Source organism: Anaeropeptidivorans aminofermentans, from assembly GCF_940670685.1.
Classification (GTDB): Bacteria; Bacillota; Clostridia; order Lachnospirales; family UBA5962; genus Anaeropeptidivorans; species Anaeropeptidivorans aminofermentans.
Map to the genome: position 1 here is coordinate 1,939,459 of NZ_OW711693.1, position 22,722 is coordinate 1,962,180.

Sequence of the window (22,722 nt, forward strand, 5' to 3'; positions counted from 1 at the left end):
ATGAACGTAGAAACAGGGTTTACAGCAGCTCTTGTAAACAAAGTTAAAGATGAAATTAAAAAAGCCGTTATAAATCAGGAAGAAATTACGGAATATGCCCTTACCTGTATGCTTGCAGGAGGCCATGTGCTTATAGAAGGCGTTCCCGGCCTTGGCAAAACCCTTTGGGTAAGAAGCCTTTCAAAGGCATTGAATATTGATTTTAACAGAGTACAGTTTACCTCAGACCTGATGCCTGCCGATATTTTGGGAACCAAGCTTTATAATATGGAAAAAAGGGAGTTTGAGCTTAAAAAAGGCCCCCTCTTTACAAATTTATTTTTAGCCGACGAAATAAACAGAACCCCTCCGAAAACTCAATCAGCCCTTTTAGAGGTTATGGAGGAGCGCTCTATTACCATAGACGGAGATACCTTTCATTTAAATGACCCTTTTATGGTCTTTGCTACTCAAAACCCTGTTGAGTATGAAGGAACATACCCTCTTCCCGAAGCGCTTACAGACAGGTTTATGATGAAGCTTATTATGAAATACCCAGGGGTTTCTGCTGAGAAAAAGCTTCTTTCTATGTATAACACAGGGTTTTCAAGCGCTAAAATAGAAACGGCGGAAATCGTTCCCGCGGCAAATGCGGAGGATTTTAAAAAATGCCGAGAGGAAATCCTTAACGTAAGGGTTGAAGACAGCATTTTAAATTATATCGTAAGTATTATCGAAACGACAAGAAGAGTGAATGCCGTTTCCATAGGGGCAAGCCCCAGAGGCTCCGTTGCCCTATTGCTTAATGCAAAGGCATTGGCTGCTATAAGAGGCAGAGATTTCTGCGTTCCCGATGATGTTAAGGAACTTGCCATTCCTGTGCTTCGCCATAGGATTATACTGAAACCGGAGGCCGAAATAGACGGCCTTAAGACAGATAAGGTAATAGAAAATATTCTTTCTCAAGTGAAGGTACCCCGTTAAGGACGTGTTTGAATGACCTCTAAATTTATAAAAATACTGTCTGCAGGAATGATACCCCTTATTATTTTAGGGTTTATAAATAATCAGTTTGCTCTGGTATTTTTCCTTCTGTATAATTTGATTTTAATTGGATTGCTTTCAACTGATAGGATTTTAACCCCCAAAGAAAGCGTCCTGATAATAGAGCGTATAAGTGATGACAAACTCTATTTTAAAGATATGAATAAAATAGAGTTTAAAGTGAAAAACATTTATGAAAAGCCTTTAAAAATTGAAATAAAGGACGATTTTCCGAGCCTGCATTTTAATATTCATTCTTCTGAGCTTTTTAAAACCGTTCAGCCGGGGCAGGAAGAAATATTTTCCTATGAGCTTATCCCTTCTAAAAGAGGAAGCTATGTATTCCAAAATATTTATTTAAGATATCACGGGATTTTAGGCCTTTGCAAAAAATATGCAGTTATCGAAAGGCCCTTTGAATATAAGGTCTACCCTAACCTTAAAAACATCAGCAGATACAGGCTTATCATTCAGAAAAACCGCCTTCTTACTGCCGGAAACAGAAAAGTAAGTCTTAGAGGCATGGGTACGGAATTTGAGTCTCTTAAGGAATATGTAGAAGGCGACGATTACAGAAAAATTAACTGGATGGCTACGGCAAGAGAAAATAAGCTTATTGTAAACCAATACGAAGCCGAAAAAAATCAGCCTGTATACATTTTGATAGATACAGGAAGATCCATGAGCTATTCTATCAGGGGCTATAAAAAGCTTGATTTTTCCATAAACGCCGCCATCATTCTTTCCGATATTGTCAATCAAAAAGGCGATAACAGCGGCCTTATGATTTTTAATACGGAGGTTTCAAGAATCATTCCTCCGGGGAAAGGCGATTCCCATCGAAATGAAATTATGGAAGCTCTTTATCATATAGAAGATACGAAACTAAGTTCTGATTATCAAGGGGCATTTCTTGAGCTTGCCAACAGGCAGAAAAGACGAAGCATTGTTTTTATCTTTACCGATTTTGAAACGGGCGAAGAATCAAAGGAGCTCATTGCCGCAATTCCCATTCTTTCAAAAAGACATGTTCCCGTTATTATCACCATTGAAAATGAAAGCCTTAAAACCATTACTTTATCCGATGGAAATGCTCTTAAGGATACTTATAATAAGGCAATGGCAGAAGAACTGCTTCTAAACAGAAAAAACATTATCAGGTCTTTAAATCAGCATGGCATACTCTGTATAGAAAGCCCTGCCGAGGATTTTGCAATCAATACCGTAAACCAGTATTTATTATTAAAGCAAAGAGGCTCCGCATAGAAAAGAAGGCGCTGCAAAACTTATTTTGCAGCGCCTTCTTTTTAAATGTATTATTTATTTGTTTTACTATATAGTCAATTTGTTTTAAGTCTTTCATGAATATGGACCCTAAAAAGCTTAAAAAAGCAAAGTAAATTTAATATGAAGAAGTAGCAAAAGCCTGCGTGAATATATGGCTTTGCTGCTGTTTAGCTTTAAATTTATTATAAAAGTAAATTGACTATGCTATTGTTTCATTCTAATTCGAGTAGAGTCCCTTTTTCCTAAAATAAAGATACATAAGAAGAAGTGTTCCAAAAGAGAAAAGGAGCTTAAATACATAACTTATTCCCAGAGGAGTAAAAAAGCCTTCTATAATCCCTGCAATTATCAGCATAACAATGATACCGGGAATTAAATATGCCGCTTCCTTAGAAGCCTTAATAACGGCATCTTTTCTCTTATAGGAGCCGGGCATCAGCATGGCCTTGCCGATCATCAGCCCTGCTCCGCCGCTTATAAAAATTGCCGTAAGCTCAATAAAACCATGGGGTAATATCATAGCAAGGAATTTAAATACATTTGCCCCGTCTGCAATGACAATGCCTAATAAAGCCCCTATATTGATTCCGTTATAAAAAAGTACGTATAAGGTTCCTATTCCTGCCGTAATGCCAAAAGCAAAGCTCATAAAACAGACCCTGATATTATTTGTCATAATAAAAGAACTAAATAAGGGATATAAAGCGCTCTGATCGCTTGTAGGGTCAAGGTTTAAGCTCGATGCATCTATGCCCGGGAAAAAAGCATCTCCCATGCTTCTGTTTATTATGACTGCTATGGTATATAGGATAAGCCCCAGCATAAATACTGCAAAAGAAGTAAATATATACTTAAAATTATCATTGAAGCTTTTTCTGAAACCTTTAAAAAAATAATTTTTAAATCCTGATATTCCTGATTTTTCTCTTACAAATATATGATTATGGCTTACGCTTATAATTTGATTTAAATATAAAGAAATATTGCTCTCTGGAAAATGGGTCCTTGCATATGCCAGATGATGGCTTACTGCCCTATAAAGATCGGTAAATTCCTTTATTTCCTCTTTTTTAAGCCCAAGCATCCCTCTTTTTTCAAGATTCGTATTATAATTTTCAAGGGCATTCCATTTTTCAATATTTTTTTCTATAAATTTATCTTCTTTCAATTTCACACCAACCTAATGCTTTAATTTTTCCTTCGTATATGTTATAGTAAATTTGCCTAACATTTAAAAAAGGAGACTTTTATGAAATATATTAACGTTACTACCCCCGATAATATAGAAGTAGAATACCGCCTTGCAGGAACAGGCTCAAGAATGGGTGCTGCAGCAATAGACCTTTTAATTCAGTCCATCGTGTTTTTTATAATAATTATTATTTCAGTAAACAGCATTTTTAATTTATCTTCTATTAATGATATTTCATTTAACGACAGTAAACTTTCATGGGTAATTGCATTTATTATTATAACATATTTTCTGATATTTTTTGGGTATTTTTTGATTGCCGAAATTATCATGAAAGGCCAAACTGTTGGAAAACGAATTCTCCATTTGAGAACCATAAGAAAAAACGGGCAGCCTATAACCTTTATACAATCCATAATAAGAAATATTATAAGGGTTTTTATTGATAATAACGGTGTAGGCATTCTCATGATGCTTTTTTCAAAGGATAACCGGCGATTAGGTGATATGGCGGCAGGCACAATAGTAATTTCTGAAAACCCTGACATTATAAGCGCCGACTCTCTTCAAATAAAAGAAATAGGCGGTATCTATGACAGCTTGTTAAATACCTCCTATCCCCTTACTTTAGAAGAATATGAAATTTTAAAAGATTATTTCTCAAGGCGCGATAGCTTTATTGACGAAGGAATGGAAGCCCAAAGACATCTTACAGAGTATTTCAGCTCTAAATTTGGCCTTAATCCCGAATCTGTAACCGAAGGTACTTTATATAAGCTAATGACGGATAATTCCAGAATGTATTAAACCTTCTCCTCTATTTATTTATTTTCATATTCATTCCGTAAATGGTGTTTAAGGTGCATTGTTTTTTTAAAATAACGGCATACAGTTCTTTCAATACGGTATCGTTTTTAAAGTTTACGAGATTATTTACAAGCTCTCTTGTGGATTTATTTTCATATTCTACTGCAAGATTAAGCCCGCTTTCTAAATTCGGCGTATTCGCTATTTTTCTGTCTTCGGCTTTAAAGTCTCTTCCATAATTTATTTTATGGAGATTAGATAATGTTTTGCTGATTTCCAAGCTGTCTTTACTGATGCTTTCAAGCTCCTTGGCTAAATCATAATCCGTTGCTTTAGATGACAGATGCTTATAAAAGTCTGATGCATTTTTTTCGTTTTGTATGTGAAGGGCAAGGATATTATCCTCTTGCCTTTCTTTTTTATCTTCAGTATTTTCTTTTGAAGGACTATTCTGCACAGTATTAGACCCAGGAGAAGACCCTGATGTAACAGGCACAGGGTTTACTGCACTTCCTAAAGAGGAAGGAAAAGGATTTATTCCTGCTCCTGAAGCAGCAGGTACAGGTGAGCTAGCAGGCGGATTAGCAGGCGTACTTGGAAGTGATACGCTTCCGCTTGGCTCCTTGTATCTGTTTTCTGCAATACTTTTTTGAATTTCTTTCATTAATTCCGGTGTTACAGGTTCAAAACTTACCATTCCGTCTTGCTGATTGTTGTTTCCCGAAGGATTTGCCTGTTGGGGCATAGGGTTTTGCACTTGAGGGAAGCCTTGCTGGGGCATGGGATTCTGCACATGCGGAAAGCCCTGTTGAGGCATAGGGTTTTGTGTATGCGGAAAGCCCTGCTGTGGCATAGGATTTTGCGCATGAGGAAAGCCCTGTTGAGGCATGGGGTTTTGCATTTGAGGAAAACCCTGCTGTGGCATGGGGTTTTGCATCTGTGGAAAGCCCTGCTGAGGCATGGGGTTTTGCATTTGAGGAAAACCCTGCTGTGGCATGGGGTTTTGCATCTGAGGAAAGCCCTGCTGAGGCATAGGGTTTTGCATTTGAGGAAAGCCCTGCTGTGGCATGGGGTTTTGCATCTGTGGGAAACCTTGCTGAGGCATAGGGTTTTGAGCTTGGGAAGGCGGTGTCTGAGGCCTTTGATTATGCATAGGAGCCTTCTCGTATCCCGGGGGAGCTTTTATTCCTTGTGTAGGCATATTAATATTATTTGGCATATTTTGTCTTTGGTTGAGTCCTCTTTTTCCGAATAATATAGCAAAGGGATTAACGAAGTTCATATTCCTCTGCTGATCACTGAATCTAAAGGCCATATAATCCACCTCTATCTTTTATTTTATATAAGCATGTACCTTAAAAAATGATTCACCATAATAAATTAAAGTATTTAATTTACTTATATGATATTCAATAAATTCCTATATGACACTTTTATAGTCAATATAGTAAATTTCTTACAAAGAGGTAACAAAACCCCTATTTATTAAAGACTGAAAACACGAATTCCCTTCAGAAACAGCAGGTTTTTGCATCTATAGTAAATTTCAAATTAAACAGTAATAAAAATCGTATATTTTATGCTTAGTGAACCTGGAAACACTTACAGGGAAACTGTTAAAGTGTTTTCAGGCGAACGCCCCCTTATAGCCAACAAAGATATTTTAATCTTTGTTGGCTATAAATGGCTTAAACATAGGGAGTTTATATGTTTAAGCCGTTTATGAAAAATAGATTTTTATTACATCCTTCAGTAAAATTTACTATAAGTGAATATAGGTTTTTGCCCCTGTTTGATTTTGAATTTACTATAACCTCAATAAAAATATTTCTAAGTCCTCTTAACATAAATAAAAAACCGGCATTCTGCTGCTGGTTTTTTACTGTAATCATATTTATAGTTTTAAAAATCTATATATTGGATAAATAAATCATTAAATCCTTCATAATCTGAAAGGTTTATATATTTAGAAGCTTTTTTTATTTCTTCAGCGGATTTTATAAGCTCTTTATTTAATATCATAGAAAAACCGCCGCCCAGAGAGGTGTTGCCAAAGGTTACGGCTTTTTCCGCAAGCTCTTTTGGGATAAGGCCTATAGCAGCGGCATTTTTAATATTGAGATTATTTCCCAATCCTCCTGATATGATAAAATGATTGACTTCGGAATATCCTATACCGGCTTCTTTAAGGAGTATTTCTATTCCGCTTCTTACAGCGGATTTAGACATTTGCACCTGGCGTATATCTTGCTGAGTAAATTTGATTTTACTTTCTTTATCCAGGGCAATTCCATTTTCAAAATAAGGTTCGTACATGCTGCCTGTTGAGTCCATAAAGTTATGAAGAAGAAGTTCCGACGTAATATCTATAATACCGGAGCCGCAAATTCCAACAGCAGGCTTGTTATTTATTGTATTTATTATAAAGCCTTTATGGTATTTTACAGAGCATATAGCCCCTTCTACGCTTCCCGCGCCGCAGGAAATATTTACCCCTTCAAATGCAGGGCCTGCGGCTGTAGACGTAGTATAATATATCCCATTATGCTTTAAAACAATTTCTCCGTTGGTACCTAAATCCATTAAAATATAATTTTCGAAATACTTATTTAAATATATTAATCCCGATGTTATATCTCCCCCTACAAAACCTGATATATGGGGAGTCACAAAAACCTCGGCTTTAAATTTTTCACTGTGGAATATCTCTTTAAAGCTGAATTTGCCGTCAATTTGCTCCTTTACCTTAAAAGGATAAAAAGCTAGGGCCTCACAGCTTTTATTAAGAAGGATATGGCTCATTACGGTATTTCCCGATATTATTATGGAATTAACAGTATTTTCATTTATAGAATTTTCTAAAGCCATGGCGGCCATATTTTTTAAAAGCATAGTTCTTATAGATTTACTCATATCACCTAAGCTGCCTTTAAGAGCCATTTCTATTCTCATGATGATATCTTGGCCAAAGCTCGACTGAGGATTTAAAAAGCTTAATTTATCTATGATTTTTCCTGTTTTTAAATTTATAAGATCCATAACTACAGTAGTAGTGCCTAAATCTATAATAAAACCATACCCTGAAGCTTCCATATCTATATTCTGACCCTTTAAATCAAAGCCTTCTGATATTTTATAGCCTTTATTTATAATTTCTACTTCCAAATCTTCCTCTACAAAAGTTTTACATGATAAAATTAATTTATTATTGGCGCTTACCTTGCATTTGCCGCAAATCCCCATTTTATTGCAAGGGTAATCTATGATGTAACCGTTGTCAAGTAAGGCATCGAGAAGAAGCGTCCCCTTTTCTGCTGAAATCTCTTTTACTTTAACGCCATCGTTTACTTTTATGGTGAATTTCTCTCTGTACAGGCAGTCTTTAAGCCTGCATTTACTGCAATTATGCTCTAAATTAAACTCATCTTCTATATCCTCACCTGCAAAGACCACAAAGGACGCGCTTTTTAACGGCGTAAGCATTCCAAATTCAGATGCGCTTATGCCTAGAGGAATTTCTTTCGTGATGAACTTTTGATATTTCATATCCATATTTTCCAAGGGAATATACTTTTCGCTTATATTCAATTCCTTGGCTTTAAAATCACTATGTATTTTCTGATTTATCATATCCGACATACGAAACAGGCATAAATTTGCCATGGAATCTAAAATTAATGCATCTGTATAATCTCCCGATGAAAACTTATTGTTTATACATGCATCAATTTTATCTCCAAGGGTATATAAAGCCAATATCGAATACTGCGCATTGGGAAATATATTTTTAAGTTCGTCTTTATCCCTTAAAAGAATGGCTTTAAAATCTCCCTTGGGAGCAATATGGTCTAAAAATTCATTATAAAGCTTCTCATAATCAAAGTGATTTTGAGCTTCTTCCTCCATACCTAATGCTTTAAGCACCCTATTTTTATCTATCTTTAAATTAATTTTATTAAAATCCATGATGGCACCTTTATTAAAAATATTATACTTAATTTTATGTAGGAATATAGTCCATGTGCTTTTGTTCCGCCTTAGGCATTTGGCTTTAAAGAGCATAAATTAAGAGAAAAGCAATAAGCATTTTTGCTTCTCAAAACGCCGTAATAGTAAATTTAAAGTTAAATAGTAGCAAAGCCGTATATTCACGAAGGCTTTTGCTACTTCTTTATATGAAATTTACTAAAACTGTATTTAAATCTAGTTAAGTTTTTCCTATTCCGTTTGACAATATTAGCTCCTGCAGAAAATTTCATCCTGACTATTTAATCATTATAACAAAAAAACCGGCTGCACACCGGTTTTTTCTAAAACTATTTGTTCTTATTTTTGTTCTTATTAGGATTGTTCTTTTCTTGGTCCATGATAATTTCTTCGGTATATTCTCTTTGGCTCTTATCGTTCTTCTTTTCCATTTTCACGACCTCCTTTCATTGCCAAACGCATAAGTAAAATAGACACTTGGTCTACATGACCTATTATGGCAACAAAGGATAAAGTTTATACCTATATTTATGAATTTTTAAGAATTATTCCCTCAAGATTATCGGCAACATCTTCGCAGGCATCTAAGCAATTTTCAAGCTTATCGTAAATTTCCCGCCACTTCATTATTGTAAGGGCATCTTTTTCTTCTTCATGGAGTCTTCTTACAGCCTTATGATAGAATCTGTCGCCTTCTTCTTCTATATTGTTTACATCGACTATTTTTTGAGAAATATCATGAGATTTTTTAAACTGCTTAAACTCAATCAAAGCACTTCTCAAATGGTCGCAGCTTTTTATTATAAGCGCAGCAAAAGGCTTAACATCGTCTCTTAGCTCAGTAATGTTAAGCATATAAAAGCAAAATGCAAGACCCTCTATAGCATCTGTAAGATTATCTATAGACTGGCTTAAAACCAGAATATCCTCTCTCTCAATAGGGGTTATGAAGGATTTGCTAAGCTGACTGAATATCTTGTGGAAATGCTGATCAGCTCTATGTTCAATATCATGGATTTTTACTACTTTGTTTTCAACATCTGTATAGTTTTCGACAAGCTCCATAAATTTATTGGCTATTTCACAGCTAAAGTCTACGCTTACAGCAAACATATCAAAATAATTTTCTTCCTTAACGCGAGCCATAACTTACCTCCCGAATATAATTGGCAGTATGTGAAAATATAAACGCCTTTACGTATCTAAATGATTAAAAGCAAAGGCTGAATTTTCAAACACGCTCTAAACAAACACTTTTAAAAATATTTTAGCCATAATATATCCTATTAAACCGCAAGCAGGGAAAGTGAGCACCCATGCTAAAACCATTTCCTTAACAACGCCCCAATTAACCATAGACATTCTTCTGGAAGCGCCAACGCCCATGATGGCTGTGGTTTTAGTATGCGTAGTGCTTACGGGTATACCTGTAAGGGTCGAAATAAGAAGACATATGGACGCGGCTATGTCGGCGGAAAAGCCCTGATATTTTTCAAGCTTCACCATATCCATACCTACTGCCTTTATGATTCGATATCCTCCTACAGAAGTACCGATACCCATAGTGACGGAGCATAATACAAGAATCCAAAAGGGAACATCAAATGCCGCAGGCATATCAAGACCTTTAGCCAAAAGAATACCCATCATAAATACGCCGATAAACTTCTGTCCGTCTTGGGCACCGTGTAAAAATGCCATAAAACCTGCCGCAACTACCTGCGCCCATCTAAAAAAGACATTGGCGTTTCTTCTTTTCATATCCTTGAAAAGAAAAGCAACTAATTTTACTACAAAATAACCGGAAATAAAGCCAAGTACAGAGGAAATACCAAGGCCGTAAAGAACCTTGATCCATTCTTGCCCGTTAACGGAGGAAAGCCCGTCCATCGTAAGGGCAGCCCCTGTAAGACCAGCAATAAGGGCATGGCTTTCACTTGTAGGAATTCCAAAATACCATGCAGCAACGGCCCAAACAACTATGGCCACAAGCGCCGCCGCAAGGGCAACAAGAGAATCGTGACCTGAGCCGAAAGATACCATATTGCCAATAGTAAAGGCAACCTTTGCGTTTATATGAGTCATAACTAAAACTCCTAAAAAGTTTAGGACTGCCGCCATAAGAACAGCGCTCCTTGGACTCATACCCCTGGTAGATACTACCGTTGCAATAGCATTCGGTGCATCTGTCCAGCCATTTACAAATACTACACCCAGAACCAAAACAATAATAATAATTAAAGCAGGATTCATTAACAGCACCTTTCCTATTGTTTTTTCAGCTTTATTAAAACTGCAAATATATGTTAACATACCGTAAAGGAATATAAAAGAACTAATTCATATTATTTTTTACAAAGTTTTTAAATTGTAAAATAATTTATTGCATTTATCTACAATTTAACTGCCCTTTATTCGATAATTTGTAAAAAAAATAAAAGGCTGTATAAGATATACAGCCTTTTATAATTACAAAACTAACATTTGTCACTATATTAAATTTATATTTTGTATACATTTGACAGTTTCTTAACATTTTAAAATAAATACCTTACATACTGCGGATTCACATGCCTTGTATTTTAACTAAATTTTACAAATTAAATTTCATGTAAATTTTTAATTGTTAAATAACCCTGACGCAATGTAAAATTATTCAAAATAAGCCGGTTCCCTCGGAATAATTACGGAACAAAGAACATAGGCCAAAATTCCTAAAACATTTGTAAAAAGAGTAGCAAATACCCAAATTATCCTTATAAGCGTAGGGTCCATATTAAAATAATCCGCAAGGCCTGCGCAAACACCGTCTATTTTAATATTGTTTCTTGATTTGTAAAGCCTTTTATACATTTTCTCCCCCTCCTTTGATAGTATTCTTTATTGATTTATGAAAATATATACGCCAAAAACGATATTTTGTATGATTTATACTAAGCGAACTTAAAAATTATATGAGTGTAAGCAAATAATTTTTAAGTGAGGGTATTTTTATCGTTAAGAAACAAGCTTTCGCGTTTATTAACGATAGAATATTAAAATTATTAGTAAACAAGGTGCAGCAGCCTCTTTTCAGAAAAGCTGTAATAGCTTCCTCCGCCTACAATAATATGATCCACCACGTCAATATCAATTACACCCAAAGCGCTTATAAGCTTTCTTGTGACATCAATATCCGAATGGGAAGCTACAAGCTTTCCGCTGGGGTGGTTATGAGCAAGGATAACGCTTGCGGCATTATGCTTTAAGGCGGTTTCCACGATGATTCTCGGATATACCGGTGCAGAGTCTATGGTTCCTTTATGTACAAGCTCCGCATGGAGAAGCTGCCTTTGAGTATTAAGGCAAAGAAGATAAAAGCATTCGTATTTTATCCCTGTAAAAAGCCCTACACAGTATTCTCCGGCAAGCTTAGAGGAGCTTAATACGTTTCTTTTTACGTATTTTCCCGTGGAATATCTTTTAGATAAATGAGGAATAAGAGAAATCAGTATGGCAACGTTTTCACTTACATTGCATCTTCTGCTTATATCAAGGGGATCTGCATCAAATAAATTGTGAAGGCTTCCATAGCATTGTATCATTTTATGGGCAATTTCATTGGTATCCCTTTGAGGATAGCAGTAAAAAAGAAGAAGTTCAAGAACTTGATGGTCTTCAAAAGAATCAAGACCACCGTCATTCATGTATCTGTTTTTTACTCTCTGCCTGTGGCCCTTATGTGCATTTTCACTCATTCTACCACCATTTTCAAGTAAGAAATTTAATGTTTTATAGCATGTTCAAAAGGCTTCAGAAGCTTTTCCAAATTACCTGAATATATAAGCGAAAGAAGCTCATCTGTAATATTAAGGGCCTTTTTAGCCTGCTCCTGGGTTATAAGTTTTTTATCAAGAGCCTCGCTTATTTCGCCTAAATCAAGCACCTTTACAAAGCCCTCTTTTGTTATTACAACGTCCACAAGCAAATCATTAAAGATGATTCTATCTTCATGAAATTCCGTTTCTATAATGTCACAATAGGTATATAAAAACTCTTCGCCGTTATAAAATTTAGATACTTTATATCCATAGTCTGTAAAATAACAGCTGTATCCGTCTGTAAAATCAATTCTGGGCTTTAGGGTTTTCCATTTTGTAATGATGATATCTTTACTGAAAAAAAGTATTTCATCACCTTTAAGATGAATGATTTCATCGGGAATAAATCTTCTGCGAAAAAGTGCAAAATTCTTCATGGCTCCTCCGGAAATATGAACTCACCATATAAGCTTCCTGCTGAATACTTTAAGGAAATAAAGCATTTTGCCTGTGAGCGTAAATTCATATAATTTTTTCTTGAAATTAATTCAAATTATTCCAGCTCTTTTTCAAGCTTTTTTACGAGTATTTCAAGAACCTTTATTCTGGCAAATTTCTTGTTATTGCTTTCTATGATTGTCCATGGAGCATATTCTGTATCTGTCTTTATAAGCATATGATTCACTGCAGTTTCATAATCGTTCCATTTTTCTCTGTTCCGCCAGTCTTCATCTGTTATTTTATGACGTTTCAGCGGGTTTTCCTGCCTTGCTTTAAACCTTTTAAGCTGTTCATCTTTATCTATATGGAGCCAAAATTTGAAAATAATAGTGCCGTGATTATGCATATGAAGCTCCATGTCATTAATTTCCTTATAGGCACGCTGCCATTCGTCTTCTCTCGCATATCCTTCAATGCGCTCTACCATGACCCTTCCGTACCAAGACCTATCGAATATAGCAATGTGGCCGTCCTTAGGCATTTTATTCCAAAAACGCCATAAATAATGATGGTTGAGCTCTTCTTTACTGGGGGAAGCAATGGGAACAACCTCATATCCCCTTGGGTCAAGCTCCTCAGTTACTCTTTTGATATTACCGCCTTTTCCGGCAGCATCCCAGCCTTCGTAGACGATTACAACGGATTTTCTTTTCTTATAAAGCTTATAGCCTAAATCTGAAATTTTACCTTGAAGCTCTTTCAGCTTTTTGTCATACTCGGCATCGGATATGGTAAGACTTAAATCAACTTTTTCAAGGGGCATACTGTCCGTAAAGTCAAAGTCTTCAAAAGTATTTTTAACTTCTGAAGTTTCTGCCTCCTTTATTTTTTCTTCAATTTTTTCTATTACTGTTTTATACACCTTTATGGTTGCATACTTTGTATCGTTTGCTTCTATAATATTCCACGGGCTTCGGGGATTATTTGTATTGTGAAGCATGTTCTCAAATATTTTCAAGTTTTCGCTGTATTCTTTATTTTGGTTTAAATCGGCTTTGTCAATTCTCCATGAGGTATCAGGGTTCGATTGAAGCTCTTTAAATCTGTTTTTCTGCTCATCTTTCGATATATGCAGGAAAAATTTGATTATTAGCGCACCGAAGTCTGAAAGCTGCTCTTCAAAAGCATTGGCATCGTAGAAAAATCCCTGGCGTGCTCTCTTTGACATATTCCATTTTTCGGCTCCGGAGTCCATTCCTGCTCTGTGCCAGCTTTTATCGTATATGGTAAGCCTTCCCTTGGAAGGTGTTTTTGTAAAGTAGCTCCAGAGAACAGGTCTCATAACGGCGTCTTCATTTACCTTTGCCATTGTGTAAACATTGAAATTTCTAGGGTCTAAAGGATAAAGAAGCCTTGAAATAAGGGTTCCCTTTCCTGAAGCACTCCACCCTTCAAATGCTATAACTACAGGGATATTCTTTTCCTTTATAACCTCCTGAAGAGCCGTAAGTCTTTTCTGCAAAGGGGCTAACTCGTTTTTATAAGCCTTTGAATCAACTTTTTTATCTAAATCAATATTAGAAAGCATATTGTCACCTGCCGATTTTATTTATTTAATTTTTATAGGACAAAAATCAAGATAGTCGCTGGATACAAGACTGTAATTTACTCCGTCTACCTCTCCCCTAAAGGAAGCTCCGTAAGATGCACTTCCATGGAGATGACCGTAAATTACTTTTTTAACATCGTATTCTTTGATTAAGTCTATAAATCCGGAATTTTCCTTTTTGGAATTGGTAGGAGGGTAATGAAGGCTTACAATAATCTCTTTAAACCCTGCCGAAAGAGCTTTGTCGAGAGATATTTTAAGTCTTCCCAATTCCCTTAAATATATTTTATTATCATGGGGGGTAAAGGATTTTTCATTGGGGCAGAGCCAGCCTCTTGTTCCGCATAGTGCAATGCCTTCGCAGGGATAAAAGTCATTTTTCATAAAAAATATGCTTTTATATGCCCTGTTGAGCTTTGCTGTTGAATCCCACCAATAGTCATGATTACCTGAATGAATGACCTTTTTCCCTGTCAAATTCTCTATAAACACTAAATCCGGTTCCGCATCTTCCATATTCATAGCCCATGATACGTCCCCGGATATTATTACCGTATCTTCTTCTTTTACAAGTCTTTGCCAATGATTCTCTATTTTTATATGATAATCTATCCAATTATCACCGAATATTTCCATTGTCTTATTGTGTTTAAAACCCAAATGTAAATCTGCTATTGCATATAACGCCATACTTATCCGCCTTGGTTATTTTTTGCCTTTTATATAGGCTTTATTATTCTTTGTAATAACGGGATTTATAGATATCCCCGATAACCCTTACCTGCTCGGCAAAATTAAGGAGCTTGTCCACGTCTTCCAGCTGGTAAACCTCTATGAACTTCTTATTAAGCTCATTTATATTGTCGAGTTTTGCTGCTCCGTAAAGGCCTTGAAGGTTGCTTAATATTTCTTCGACAGTTTCGTCAACTATTTTTACTATTTTTTGTGCTTCTGTGATTTCGTCTCTTATGGTACTTACTTCCTTATCAAGATTAAAAGCAGCTTCCGCTGAGGTAATCAGTCTTTGCTGAACCGCCTCAGGGATATTGCCGTTATATTTATATTTAAGAGAATGTTCTATGGTAGCCCAAAAATTCATAGCCATAGTTCTGATTTGTATTTCAGCTTTTAAATTTTTAACCCCTTCATGGGTCATGACAGGATATTCTATAACCACATGATAAGACCTGTATCCGCTGGGCTTTGTGTTATTGATATAATCTTTTTCCTGAAGAATCTTTAAGTCGAAACTTTCACGCTTTTTTAAAAGGTCCAATACCCGTTCAATATCTTCTACGAAACGGCATATGACTCTTACGCCGGCGATATCATCTATACCTTCTTCAATATCATCCATAGAAATGCCCTTTTTATTCATTTTAGCTATGATGCTTCCGACGCTTTTGACCCGGCTTTCCACCTGGCTTATAGGACAATGCTTTTTAACTACTTTGTATTGATGAGCTACGGCCTCGAGTTTTAGTCTGAGTTCATTTACGGCTTGTTCGTAAGGCAGTAAGAATTCTTCCCAATTTATTATTCTCATTGAGTTCACCCGTTTCTCAGCATTATTTATATTTTGTATCTGTCTAATTTTAACATTTATATAGGTGAATTTCAAACCTTAATGTATGTATACTTGAATAAATATGAAGAAGCAGTCTTGTCAATTTGCTTTTCTCTTATTTTATTTCCTTTCAAGCCAAATGCTTACAGCAGAATGAAAGCAAATTGATTTATTGGCATAAGATATTATTTATAGTTTAAGATATTATTCTTCCTCTTTTGTAAGATCTTCTATATTCCTTAAGAATATATAGGGATTTATCCAAAATTCCTCTTTAAAAAAATCCGCAGAAATTCCCAAATGAAGATGCACCACAAAATTGCCGGTAGTCCCTTCCTTTTTTGAGTATCCCGTATCTCCCATATAGCCTAAAGTATCTCCTGCCGAAACTAAAGAGCCCTTTTGAAGGCCTTCTTCAAACTTTGCAAGATGAGCATAATAATAATAAGTACCTTTAGCGGTACGTATGCCTACTCTGTAACCGCCTTTTTCGTTCCAGCCGATATTTTCTACCGTGCCGTCGGTCATGGAGATAATGGGAATCCGCCCTCTTATATTTTCTCTGTCAAGAATATCCGTTCCCTGATGGTCCCTTTCTCCGCCGTAGCTTCTGGCTGCGCCCCAGCTGTTTCCATACATATACCCGTCTTCATTATCCGCCGAATACTCGCCGGGTATGGGGAAATTCTTTATTTCAGACAATATGATTGAAACCATATCGATATAAGGCTTAACCTGTTCCTTGGGATATTCTTTTTTTATACTTTCATAATTAATTATAAATCCTCTTTCGATTTCGTCTTTTGAAACAATCTCAGGCTCTCCCGGAAAGAAATTATTAGCTAAGGAATAATATGTTAAAAGTTCGGGGAAATCCAGGGAATACTTTTCCGAAATCTCCTTTAAAGACGAAAATACGCTATAGGGTATATTAAAGGCTGCTACATTTTGATTATTGATAATAAGCTTCGTCTTGCTTTTGCTCATAAAATTTATAATGCTAAGGGCTATTATAAAAAGAAGCAAAAAGGCAGAAATCTTTATGGCAAAATCTTTATATCTTTCTGCCTTTCTTCGTTTATCATATCTTTTAACGTATTTGTTTTTCTTTTTTCTGTGAAAAAGCCCGTAATATCTTTTTGCCATTATAACAGCTCCATAATTATTCGTTAATAAAATAATATGGAAAGAAAATGACCTTTAGAACGATAAATATAGTAAATTTAAAGTTACGCGGCAGCAAAGCCGTATTGTTTACCCAAGCTCAAAAATGTGTTTTAAAAGAAGTATAACTAATGGTTTTTTGTAAAACTAACTTTATTTGATTTTATATTAAAAGTCTTATAAGTTGTTGTAGTATAAAGGCAATTTCACTATGTTTCCGAATGAAATCCGTACTTTTATACGAAGCAAACTTGGAAAAGGATATAGGCGTAAGCTTGCAACCCTTTTTGAGTGAGCGTTTTCTTATGGTTATCAAACTTATTTTTGATTGGTAATGATGCGCCTGCTGGGAATAGGCTTTTATAGTAAATTTAAAGTTAAACAGTAGCAAAGCCGTATATTCACACAGGTTGAAAAATGTACCGTTTCCGAAGGAAATCCGTATTTTTGAGCCTGATGGGAATAGGCTTTTGCTACTTCTTTATATAAAATTTACTATAGCTGCTTATTTAATAATAAATTTACTATGAAGAATGAGCCTTTAATTATAAAAAAACGCCCCTGTAAGGGGCGTTTAGATTATTCATTGGATGCTTTTAAATAAGTTTTGCTTTCTTGAAGTATTTTGCTTAAATATTTACCGGTATAGGATTCTTTACAGCCTGCAATTTCTTCCGGCGTACCGGATGCAACGATGGTTCCTCCACCGTCGCCGCCTTCAGGGCCTAAATCCACGACATAATCGGCTGTTTTGATAACATCAAGATTATGCTCTATAACAACGACGGTATTTCCGCCTTCCGTAAGCCTTTGGAGAATGTTTACAAGCTTATGGACATCATAAGAATGAAGGCCTGTGGTAGGCTCGTCAAGAACATACATGGTTCTTCCTGTATTGCGTTTTGAAAGCTCTGTGGCAAGCTTTACCCTTTGAGCTTCTCCTCCGGAAAGAGTTGTCGAGGACTGGCCAAGCTTTATGTAAGAAAGGCCAACCTCATACATCACCTGAAGCTTATCCTTGATTCTTGGTATGTTTTCGAAGAACTCAAGGGCTTCTTCCACTGTCATGTCGAGAACTTCGGAAATGGATTTACCCTTATATTTTACTTCAAGGGTTTCCCTGTTATATCGCTGACCCTTGCATACTTCGCAGGGAACGTAAATATCAGGAAGGAAATGCATCTCTATTTTTATTATGCCGTCACCGGAACAGGCTTCACACCGGCCGCCTTTTACGTTGAAGCTAAATCTGCCTTTGCTGTAGCCTCGAATTTTTGCTTCTGTGGTTTGGGCAAAAACGTCTCTTATAAGATCGAAAAGCCCTGTATAAGTGGCAGGATTGCTTCTTGGAGTCCTGCCTATGGGAGACTGGTCAATATTTATTATTTTGTCAAGATGGTCAAGGCCCGTCATGGATTTATGCTTGCCGGGCTTAATTTTTGCTCTGTTTAAATCTCTTGCAAGCCTTTTATATATAATCTGGTTTACAAGAGAGCTTTTGCCGGAGCCGGAAACCCCTGTGACACAGGTAAACACCCCTAAAGGAATGGAAACATCTATATCTTTAAGGTTATTTTCCGAAGCGCCTTTTATTTTGAGGTATTTTCCGTTAAGCTTTCTTCTTTCGGAAGGCACAGGGATAAACTTTCTTCCGCTTAAATATTCTCCTGTGATGGAATCCGTTCTTTTAAGCAGGTCTTCTACCTTGCCTGAAAAAATAACCTTTCCGCCGTGGCTTCCGGCATAAGGCCCTATATCTACGATATAGTCGGAAGCAAGCATGGTATCCGTATCATGCTCAACGACGATTAAAGTATTTCCGATATCTCTTAAATTACGGAGAGTTTTCAGAAGCTTATCGTTATCCCTCTGATGAAGGCCGATACTTGGCTCATCCAGAATATAAACTACCCCAACAAGGCCTGAGCCTATTTGAGTCGCAAGCCTTATTCGCTGAGCTTCTCCCCCGGATAATGTACCTGCCGCTCTTGAAAGAGTTAAATAATCAAGGCCCACATCTACAAGAAATCCTGTTCTTGCTTTAATTTCCTTTAAAATCTGCTCTGCTATAATAAGTTCTCTTTCGGAAAGATTAATCTTTTCAAAGAATTTCTGGATATTTGAAACCGTCATTTCTGTAACGTCGGAGATGCTTTTTTGGGCTATAGTTACGGCGAGAACCTCCGGCTTAAGCCTTTTTCCTTTACAGGCAGGACATTCTATATTTGTCATATATTCCTCATATTCCTGCTTCATGTATTCGGAGGAGGTCTCTCTGTATCTGCGGTTCATAATATTGATGATGCCTTCAAAGGCATAGGAATAGTATTCCTTTTTACCCCTTGCCATATATTCTATTTCAAGCTTCTCTCCGCCGGTTCCGTAAAAAATAACATCTTTTATCTTTTCGGGAAGCTCCTTAAAAGGTATATCAAGGCTAAAACCATATCTTAGAGAAAGGGCGGTAAAGACGCTATTTGATATGGAAGAATCATCTGCTATATTGTTCCAGCCGTTAGCCTTAATCGCGCCTTCCGATATACTAAGCTCCGGCACGGGAACAATTAAATCAGGGTCAAATTTCATTTGTATACCAAGACCGCCGCATTCGGAGCAAGCCCCGGCCGGATTATTGAAAGAAAATAGTCTCGGCTCTATTTCTTCAAGGCTTATTCCGCAGTCGGGGCAGGAAAAGTTCTGGCTGAACTTAAATTCCTCTGTATCTGTAACAACAGTAAGAAGCCCCCCTGAAAGGGCCATTACAGTTTCTATAGACTCGGAAAGCCTGTTATTTATGCCTTCCTTTATGACAAGCCTGTCTACGATGATTTCAATGGTGTGCTTAAATGTCTTTTTAAGCTTTATTTCCTCGGATAAGTCGTATATTTCTCCGTCTATCCTTGCTCTTACATAGCCCGATTTTGCGGCATCTGCCAAGAGCTTTGTATGTTCTCCCTTTCTTTCCCTTACCACAGGGGCAAGAAGCTGAAGCCTCGTTCCTTCAGGCATAGACATGAGCTGTGAGCCTATTTCGTCAACAGTCTGGCGCCTGATTTCCTTTCCGCACTTAGGACAATGGGGAATACCGATTCGAGCGTACAAAAGCCTCAAGTAGTCATAAATTTCCGTTACTGTGCCTACTGTTGAACGGGGATTGTGGTTGGTGGTTTTCTGGTCTATGGATATTGCAGGAGAAAGGCCCTCGATAAAGTCCACATCAGGCTTTTCCATCTGGCCTAAAAACTGCCTTGCATAAGAGCTTAAAGACTCCATATATCTTCTTTGGCCTTCTGCAAATATGGTATCAAAGGCAAGAGAGGTTTTCCCCGACCCTGAAACCCCTGTAAAAATAACCATTTTATTTCTTGGGATTTCAAGGTCTATGTTTTTAAGGTTATTTTCTCTTGCACCTTTTATAATAATTTTGTCCATACGTAATTAACCTCTTTCGTATCATAACAAATAATCATGGTTTTCTTTTTGCATTTACTTTCAGCAAACATATTTATAGTATATCAAAGATAATATGACAGGTACTGTCATATTATCGAAAGTATTATCTTTTTTGCAGAAATTTTTTAAGCTCCATAAGATCATCTCTAAGCTGGGCGGCTCTTTCAAATTGTAAATCCTGAGCAGCCTGCTTCATTTTCTTATCAATTTTTTTGATTTCTTCTTTCAGTTCGTCATCACTCATGGATTCCGGGTCTTTTTCAAGGCCTGCACTTTTCTTTTCTTCAACAGCTTCGGTAGCCTGTATAATATCGTGTATTTTTTTCTTAATAGATTGAGGCGTTATATTGTGCTGCCGGTTATATTCCTCCTGTATGGCACGCCTTCTGTTAGTTTCTGTGATGGCTTTTCTCATGCTGTCTGTCATGGTGTCGGCATACATAATTACCCTGCCGTCTACATTTCTTGCGGCTCTTCCTACAGTCTGTATTAAGGAAGTTTCGGAGCGCAAGAAGCCCTCTTTATCGGCATCAAGGATTGCCACAAGAGAAACCTCCGGTATATCAAGGCCCTCCCTTAAAAGGTTTATGCCCACAAGGACATCAAATATATCCATTCGCAAATCTCTTATGATTTCCATACGTTCTATGGTGTCGATATCTGAATGGAGATACCTTACTCTTATTCCGCTTTCTTTAAGATAATTGGTCAAATCCTCTGCCATTTTCTTTGTAAGGGTAGTCACGAGGACCTTGCCCTTATCTGAAACGGTTTTGTTGATTTCTGAAATAAGACTGTCTATCTGCCCTTTTACCGGCTTAAGGATGATTTCAGGGTCCAAAAGCCCTGTAGGACGTATAATCTGCTCAGCAATCTGCTCCGAATGCTCCCCTTCGTATTTCGAAGGCGTGGCGGAAACAAAAAGCATTTTATTGATTTTAGACTCAAATTCGGGAAATTTAAGAGGCCTGTTGTCAAGGGCCGAAGGCAGCCTGAAGCCAAAATCTACAAGAGTGGTTTTTCTCGACCTGTCCCCTTCATACATTCCTCTTATCTGTGGTATTGTAACATGAGATTCGTCAACTATAATCAGGAAATCCTTGGGAAAATAGTCAATCAACGTATGGGGTGTGCTCCCCGCTTCTCTTCCTGATAAATGTCTTGAATAGTTTTCTATTCCGCTGCAAAAACCCATTTCCGTAAGCATTTCTATATCATAATTCGTTCTTTGTAAAAGCCTTTGGGCCTCTAAAAGCTTGTCTTCCCTTTTAAGAAGGGCTATTCTTTCGTCAAGCTCTGCTTGTATGCTTTTGATAGCCCTATCCATTTTCTCTTTTCCTGTTACGTAATGGGAGGCTGGATATACGGCAACGTGGTTTCGCTTTCCTATTATTTCTCCTGTAAGAGCGTTTACTTCCGTTATTTTTTCTATTTCGTCGCCGAAAAACTCCACTCTGTAAGCTGTATCTGTAGAGTTTGAAGGAAATATTTCAACCACATCTCCCCGCACCCTAAAGGTACCTCTTATGAAGTTCATATCATTTCTATTATATTGTATAGTAACGAGATTTCTTAAAACCTCGTCCCTGTCTTTAATCATTCCCTGTCTTAAGGAAAGAATCATCTGGCCGTATTCTATAGGGTCACCTAAACCGTATATACAGGAAACACTGGCAACAACAACGACGTCCCGCCTTTCATACAAAGAGGCTGTTGTTAAATGCCTTAATTTATCAATTTCGTCATTTATGGAAGAGTCCTTTTCTATATACGTGTCCGACGAAGGAACATAGGCCTCCGGCTGGTAATAATCATAGTAGGATACAAAATACTCCACTGCGTTATTCGGAAAGAACTCTTTAAACTCATTATAAAGCTGACCTGCAAGGGTCTTGTTATGGGCAATAATAAGGGTAGGAACATTCAGCTCCTTTATTATATTTGCCATGGTAAATGTTTTTCCGGAGCCGGTAACCCCAAGAAGGGTTTGAAATTTCTTACCGTCTTTAAATCCTGCAGCCAGAATATCTATAGCCTGAGGCTGGTCCCCTGTAGGCTTAAATGGAGATACTACTTCAAAATCCATATTATCATCCCTTATAATTAATCTTTTCTACTAGGATACCATAATAATTTTTAAATTTAAAGCCCGACCTAAACAAAAGTTCGTATAATTTCTGAGAATAATTATTATTATTTTGTCTATAATCTACAACAAAATACAGAAAATCTATACCGATACCCCCTAAGTTTACAAGGCATATTTAAATCATATCTGCCCTGTCCTCTAAGTTTGTACACTTTTTTATTAATAATATAGTCAATTGGCTTATAAGCCAATTGACTATAAAAATTCAAACTATAAAGTTCGGTGTATATTTTGTTTGCAGTA

The 22,722-nt window shown here is 36.7% G+C and carries 17 protein-coding genes; 3 read left to right on the forward strand and 14 right to left on the reverse strand.

Annotated elements, in window-relative coordinates; translation table 11 throughout:
* On the forward strand, window positions 1-963 hold the full coding sequence (locus NBX03_RS08060; RefSeq protein WP_250227276.1) for an AAA family ATPase: 963 nt from the start codon (window positions 1-3) through the stop codon (window positions 961-963).
* A 12-nt stretch (window positions 964-975) separates the two neighbouring features.
* Window positions 976-2,289, forward strand: coding sequence for a DUF58 domain-containing protein (locus tag NBX03_RS08065; RefSeq protein WP_250227277.1), 1,314 nt, complete (start codon window positions 976-978; stop codon window positions 2,287-2,289).
* A gap of 238 nt (window positions 2,290-2,527) precedes the next feature.
* Here the strand turns inward: NBX03_RS08065 and NBX03_RS08070 are convergent, their stop codons facing one another.
* A complete protein-coding gene (locus tag NBX03_RS08070; RefSeq protein ID WP_250227278.1) occupies window positions 2,528-3,478 on the reverse strand; it encodes a stage II sporulation protein M in 951 nt (316 codons plus the stop codon).
* Window positions 3,479-3,559: 81 nt separating this feature from the next.
* Between NBX03_RS08070 and NBX03_RS08075 the strand changes: the two genes are divergently transcribed.
* A complete protein-coding gene (locus tag NBX03_RS08075) occupies window positions 3,560-4,309 on the forward strand; it encodes an RDD family protein (RefSeq protein WP_250227279.1) in 750 nt (249 codons plus the stop codon).
* A gap of 10 nt (window positions 4,310-4,319) precedes the next feature.
* On the opposite strand, the gene NBX03_RS08080 is transcribed toward NBX03_RS08075, so the two are convergent.
* From NBX03_RS08080 to uvrB, 13 genes are all read right to left on the reverse strand, one after another.
* Window positions 4,320-5,624 (reverse strand): ferritin family protein, encoded by a 1,305-nt coding sequence (locus NBX03_RS08080; RefSeq protein ID WP_250227280.1) that lies wholly within the window; start codon window positions 5,622-5,624, stop codon window positions 4,320-4,322.
* A 587-nt stretch (window positions 5,625-6,211) separates the two neighbouring features.
* Window positions 6,212-8,275, reverse strand: a complete 2,064-nt coding sequence (locus NBX03_RS08085) for an ASKHA domain-containing protein (protein WP_250227281.1) — start codon at window positions 8,273-8,275, stop codon at window positions 6,212-6,214.
* A gap of 549 nt (window positions 8,276-8,824) precedes the next feature.
* Entirely contained in the window at window positions 8,825-9,442 is a 618-nt protein-coding gene (locus NBX03_RS08090; protein ID WP_250227282.1) for a DUF47 domain-containing protein, read from the reverse strand.
* A gap of 96 nt (window positions 9,443-9,538) precedes the next feature.
* Window positions 9,539-10,549, reverse strand: coding sequence for an inorganic phosphate transporter (locus tag NBX03_RS08095; RefSeq protein ID WP_250227283.1), 1,011 nt, complete (start codon window positions 10,547-10,549; stop codon window positions 9,539-9,541).
* A 399-nt stretch (window positions 10,550-10,948) separates the two neighbouring features.
* The gene (locus NBX03_RS08100; RefSeq protein WP_250227284.1) at window positions 10,949-11,149 is read right to left on the reverse strand and encodes a PspC domain-containing protein; all 201 of its coding nucleotides are present in this window, start codon (window positions 11,147-11,149) and stop codon (window positions 10,949-10,951) included.
* Window positions 11,150-11,340: 191 nt separating this feature from the next.
* On the reverse strand, window positions 11,341-12,033 hold the full coding sequence (locus tag NBX03_RS08105; RefSeq protein ID WP_250227285.1) for a JAB domain-containing protein: 693 nt from the start codon (window positions 12,031-12,033) through the stop codon (window positions 11,341-11,343).
* A gap of 26 nt (window positions 12,034-12,059) precedes the next feature.
* On the reverse strand, window positions 12,060-12,533 hold the full coding sequence (locus NBX03_RS08110; RefSeq protein ID WP_250227286.1) for a DUF402 domain-containing protein: 474 nt from the start codon (window positions 12,531-12,533) through the stop codon (window positions 12,060-12,062).
* Between the two features lie 116 nt (window positions 12,534-12,649).
* Window positions 12,650-14,125, reverse strand: coding sequence for a polyphosphate:AMP phosphotransferase (gene pap / locus NBX03_RS08115; RefSeq protein WP_250227287.1), 1,476 nt, complete (start codon window positions 14,123-14,125; stop codon window positions 12,650-12,652).
* A gap of 21 nt (window positions 14,126-14,146) precedes the next feature.
* Window positions 14,147-14,836, reverse strand: a complete 690-nt coding sequence (locus NBX03_RS08120; protein ID WP_250227288.1) for a metallophosphoesterase — start codon at window positions 14,834-14,836, stop codon at window positions 14,147-14,149.
* Between the two features lie 43 nt (window positions 14,837-14,879).
* Entirely contained in the window at window positions 14,880-15,692 is an 813-nt protein-coding gene (locus tag NBX03_RS08125) for a GTP pyrophosphokinase (protein WP_250227289.1), read from the reverse strand.
* Window positions 15,693-15,917: 225 nt separating this feature from the next.
* The gene (locus tag NBX03_RS08130) at window positions 15,918-16,859 is read right to left on the reverse strand and encodes a M23 family metallopeptidase (protein WP_250227290.1); all 942 of its coding nucleotides are present in this window, start codon (window positions 16,857-16,859) and stop codon (window positions 15,918-15,920) included.
* A gap of 597 nt (window positions 16,860-17,456) precedes the next feature.
* A complete protein-coding gene (gene uvrA / locus NBX03_RS08135; RefSeq protein ID WP_250227291.1) occupies window positions 17,457-20,309 on the reverse strand; it encodes an excinuclease ABC subunit UvrA in 2,853 nt (950 codons plus the stop codon).
* Between the two features lie 124 nt (window positions 20,310-20,433).
* On the reverse strand, window positions 20,434-22,416 hold the full coding sequence (gene uvrB / locus NBX03_RS08140; RefSeq protein WP_250227292.1) for an excinuclease ABC subunit UvrB: 1,983 nt from the start codon (window positions 22,414-22,416) through the stop codon (window positions 20,434-20,436).
* Between the last annotated feature and the right edge of the window lie 306 nt (window positions 22,417-22,722).

Bases quoted from the DNA above. Each gene is read 5' to 3' on its own strand.
- pap (WP_250227287.1), bottom strand. From the start codon at position 14,125: ATGCTTTCTAATATTGATTTAGATAAAAAAGTTGATTCAAAGGCTTAT.
- NBX03_RS08080 (WP_250227280.1), bottom strand. From the start codon at position 5,624: ATGGCCTTTAGATTCAGTGATCAGCAGAGGAATATGAACTTCGTTAAT.
- uvrB (WP_250227292.1), bottom strand. From the start codon at position 22,416: ATGGATTTTGAAGTAGTATCTCCATTTAAGCCTACAGGGGACCAGCCT.
- NBX03_RS08110 (WP_250227286.1), bottom strand. From the start codon at position 12,533: ATGAAGAATTTTGCACTTTTTCGCAGAAGATTTATTCCCGATGAAATC.
- NBX03_RS08095 (WP_250227283.1), bottom strand. From the start codon at position 10,549: ATGAATCCTGCTTTAATTATTATTATTGTTTTGGTTCTGGGTGTAGTA.
- NBX03_RS08105 (WP_250227285.1), bottom strand. From the start codon at position 12,033: ATGAGTGAAAATGCACATAAGGGCCACAGGCAGAGAGTAAAAAACAGA.
- uvrA (WP_250227291.1), bottom strand. From the start codon at position 20,309: ATGGACAAAATTATTATAAAAGGTGCAAGAGAAAATAACCTTAAAAAC.
- NBX03_RS08085 (WP_250227281.1), bottom strand. From the start codon at position 8,275: ATGGATTTTAATAAAATTAATTTAAAGATAGATAAAAATAGGGTGCTT.
- NBX03_RS08075 (WP_250227279.1), top strand. From the start codon at position 3,560: ATGAAATATATTAACGTTACTACCCCCGATAATATAGAAGTAGAATAC.
- NBX03_RS08125 (WP_250227289.1), bottom strand. From the start codon at position 15,692: ATGAGAATAATAAATTGGGAAGAATTCTTACTGCCTTACGAACAAGCC.
- NBX03_RS08100 (WP_250227284.1), bottom strand. From the start codon at position 11,149: ATGTATAAAAGGCTTTACAAATCAAGAAACAATATTAAAATAGACGGT.
- NBX03_RS08090 (WP_250227282.1), bottom strand. From the start codon at position 9,442: ATGGCTCGCGTTAAGGAAGAAAATTATTTTGATATGTTTGCTGTAAGC.
- NBX03_RS08130 (WP_250227290.1), bottom strand. From the start codon at position 16,859: ATGGCAAAAAGATATTACGGGCTTTTTCACAGAAAAAAGAAAAACAAA.
- NBX03_RS08120 (WP_250227288.1), bottom strand. From the start codon at position 14,836: ATGGCGTTATATGCAATAGCAGATTTACATTTGGGTTTTAAACACAAT.
- NBX03_RS08065 (WP_250227277.1), top strand. From the start codon at position 976: ATGACCTCTAAATTTATAAAAATACTGTCTGCAGGAATGATACCCCTT.
- NBX03_RS08060 (WP_250227276.1), top strand. From the start codon at position 1: ATGAACGTAGAAACAGGGTTTACAGCAGCTCTTGTAAACAAAGTTAAA.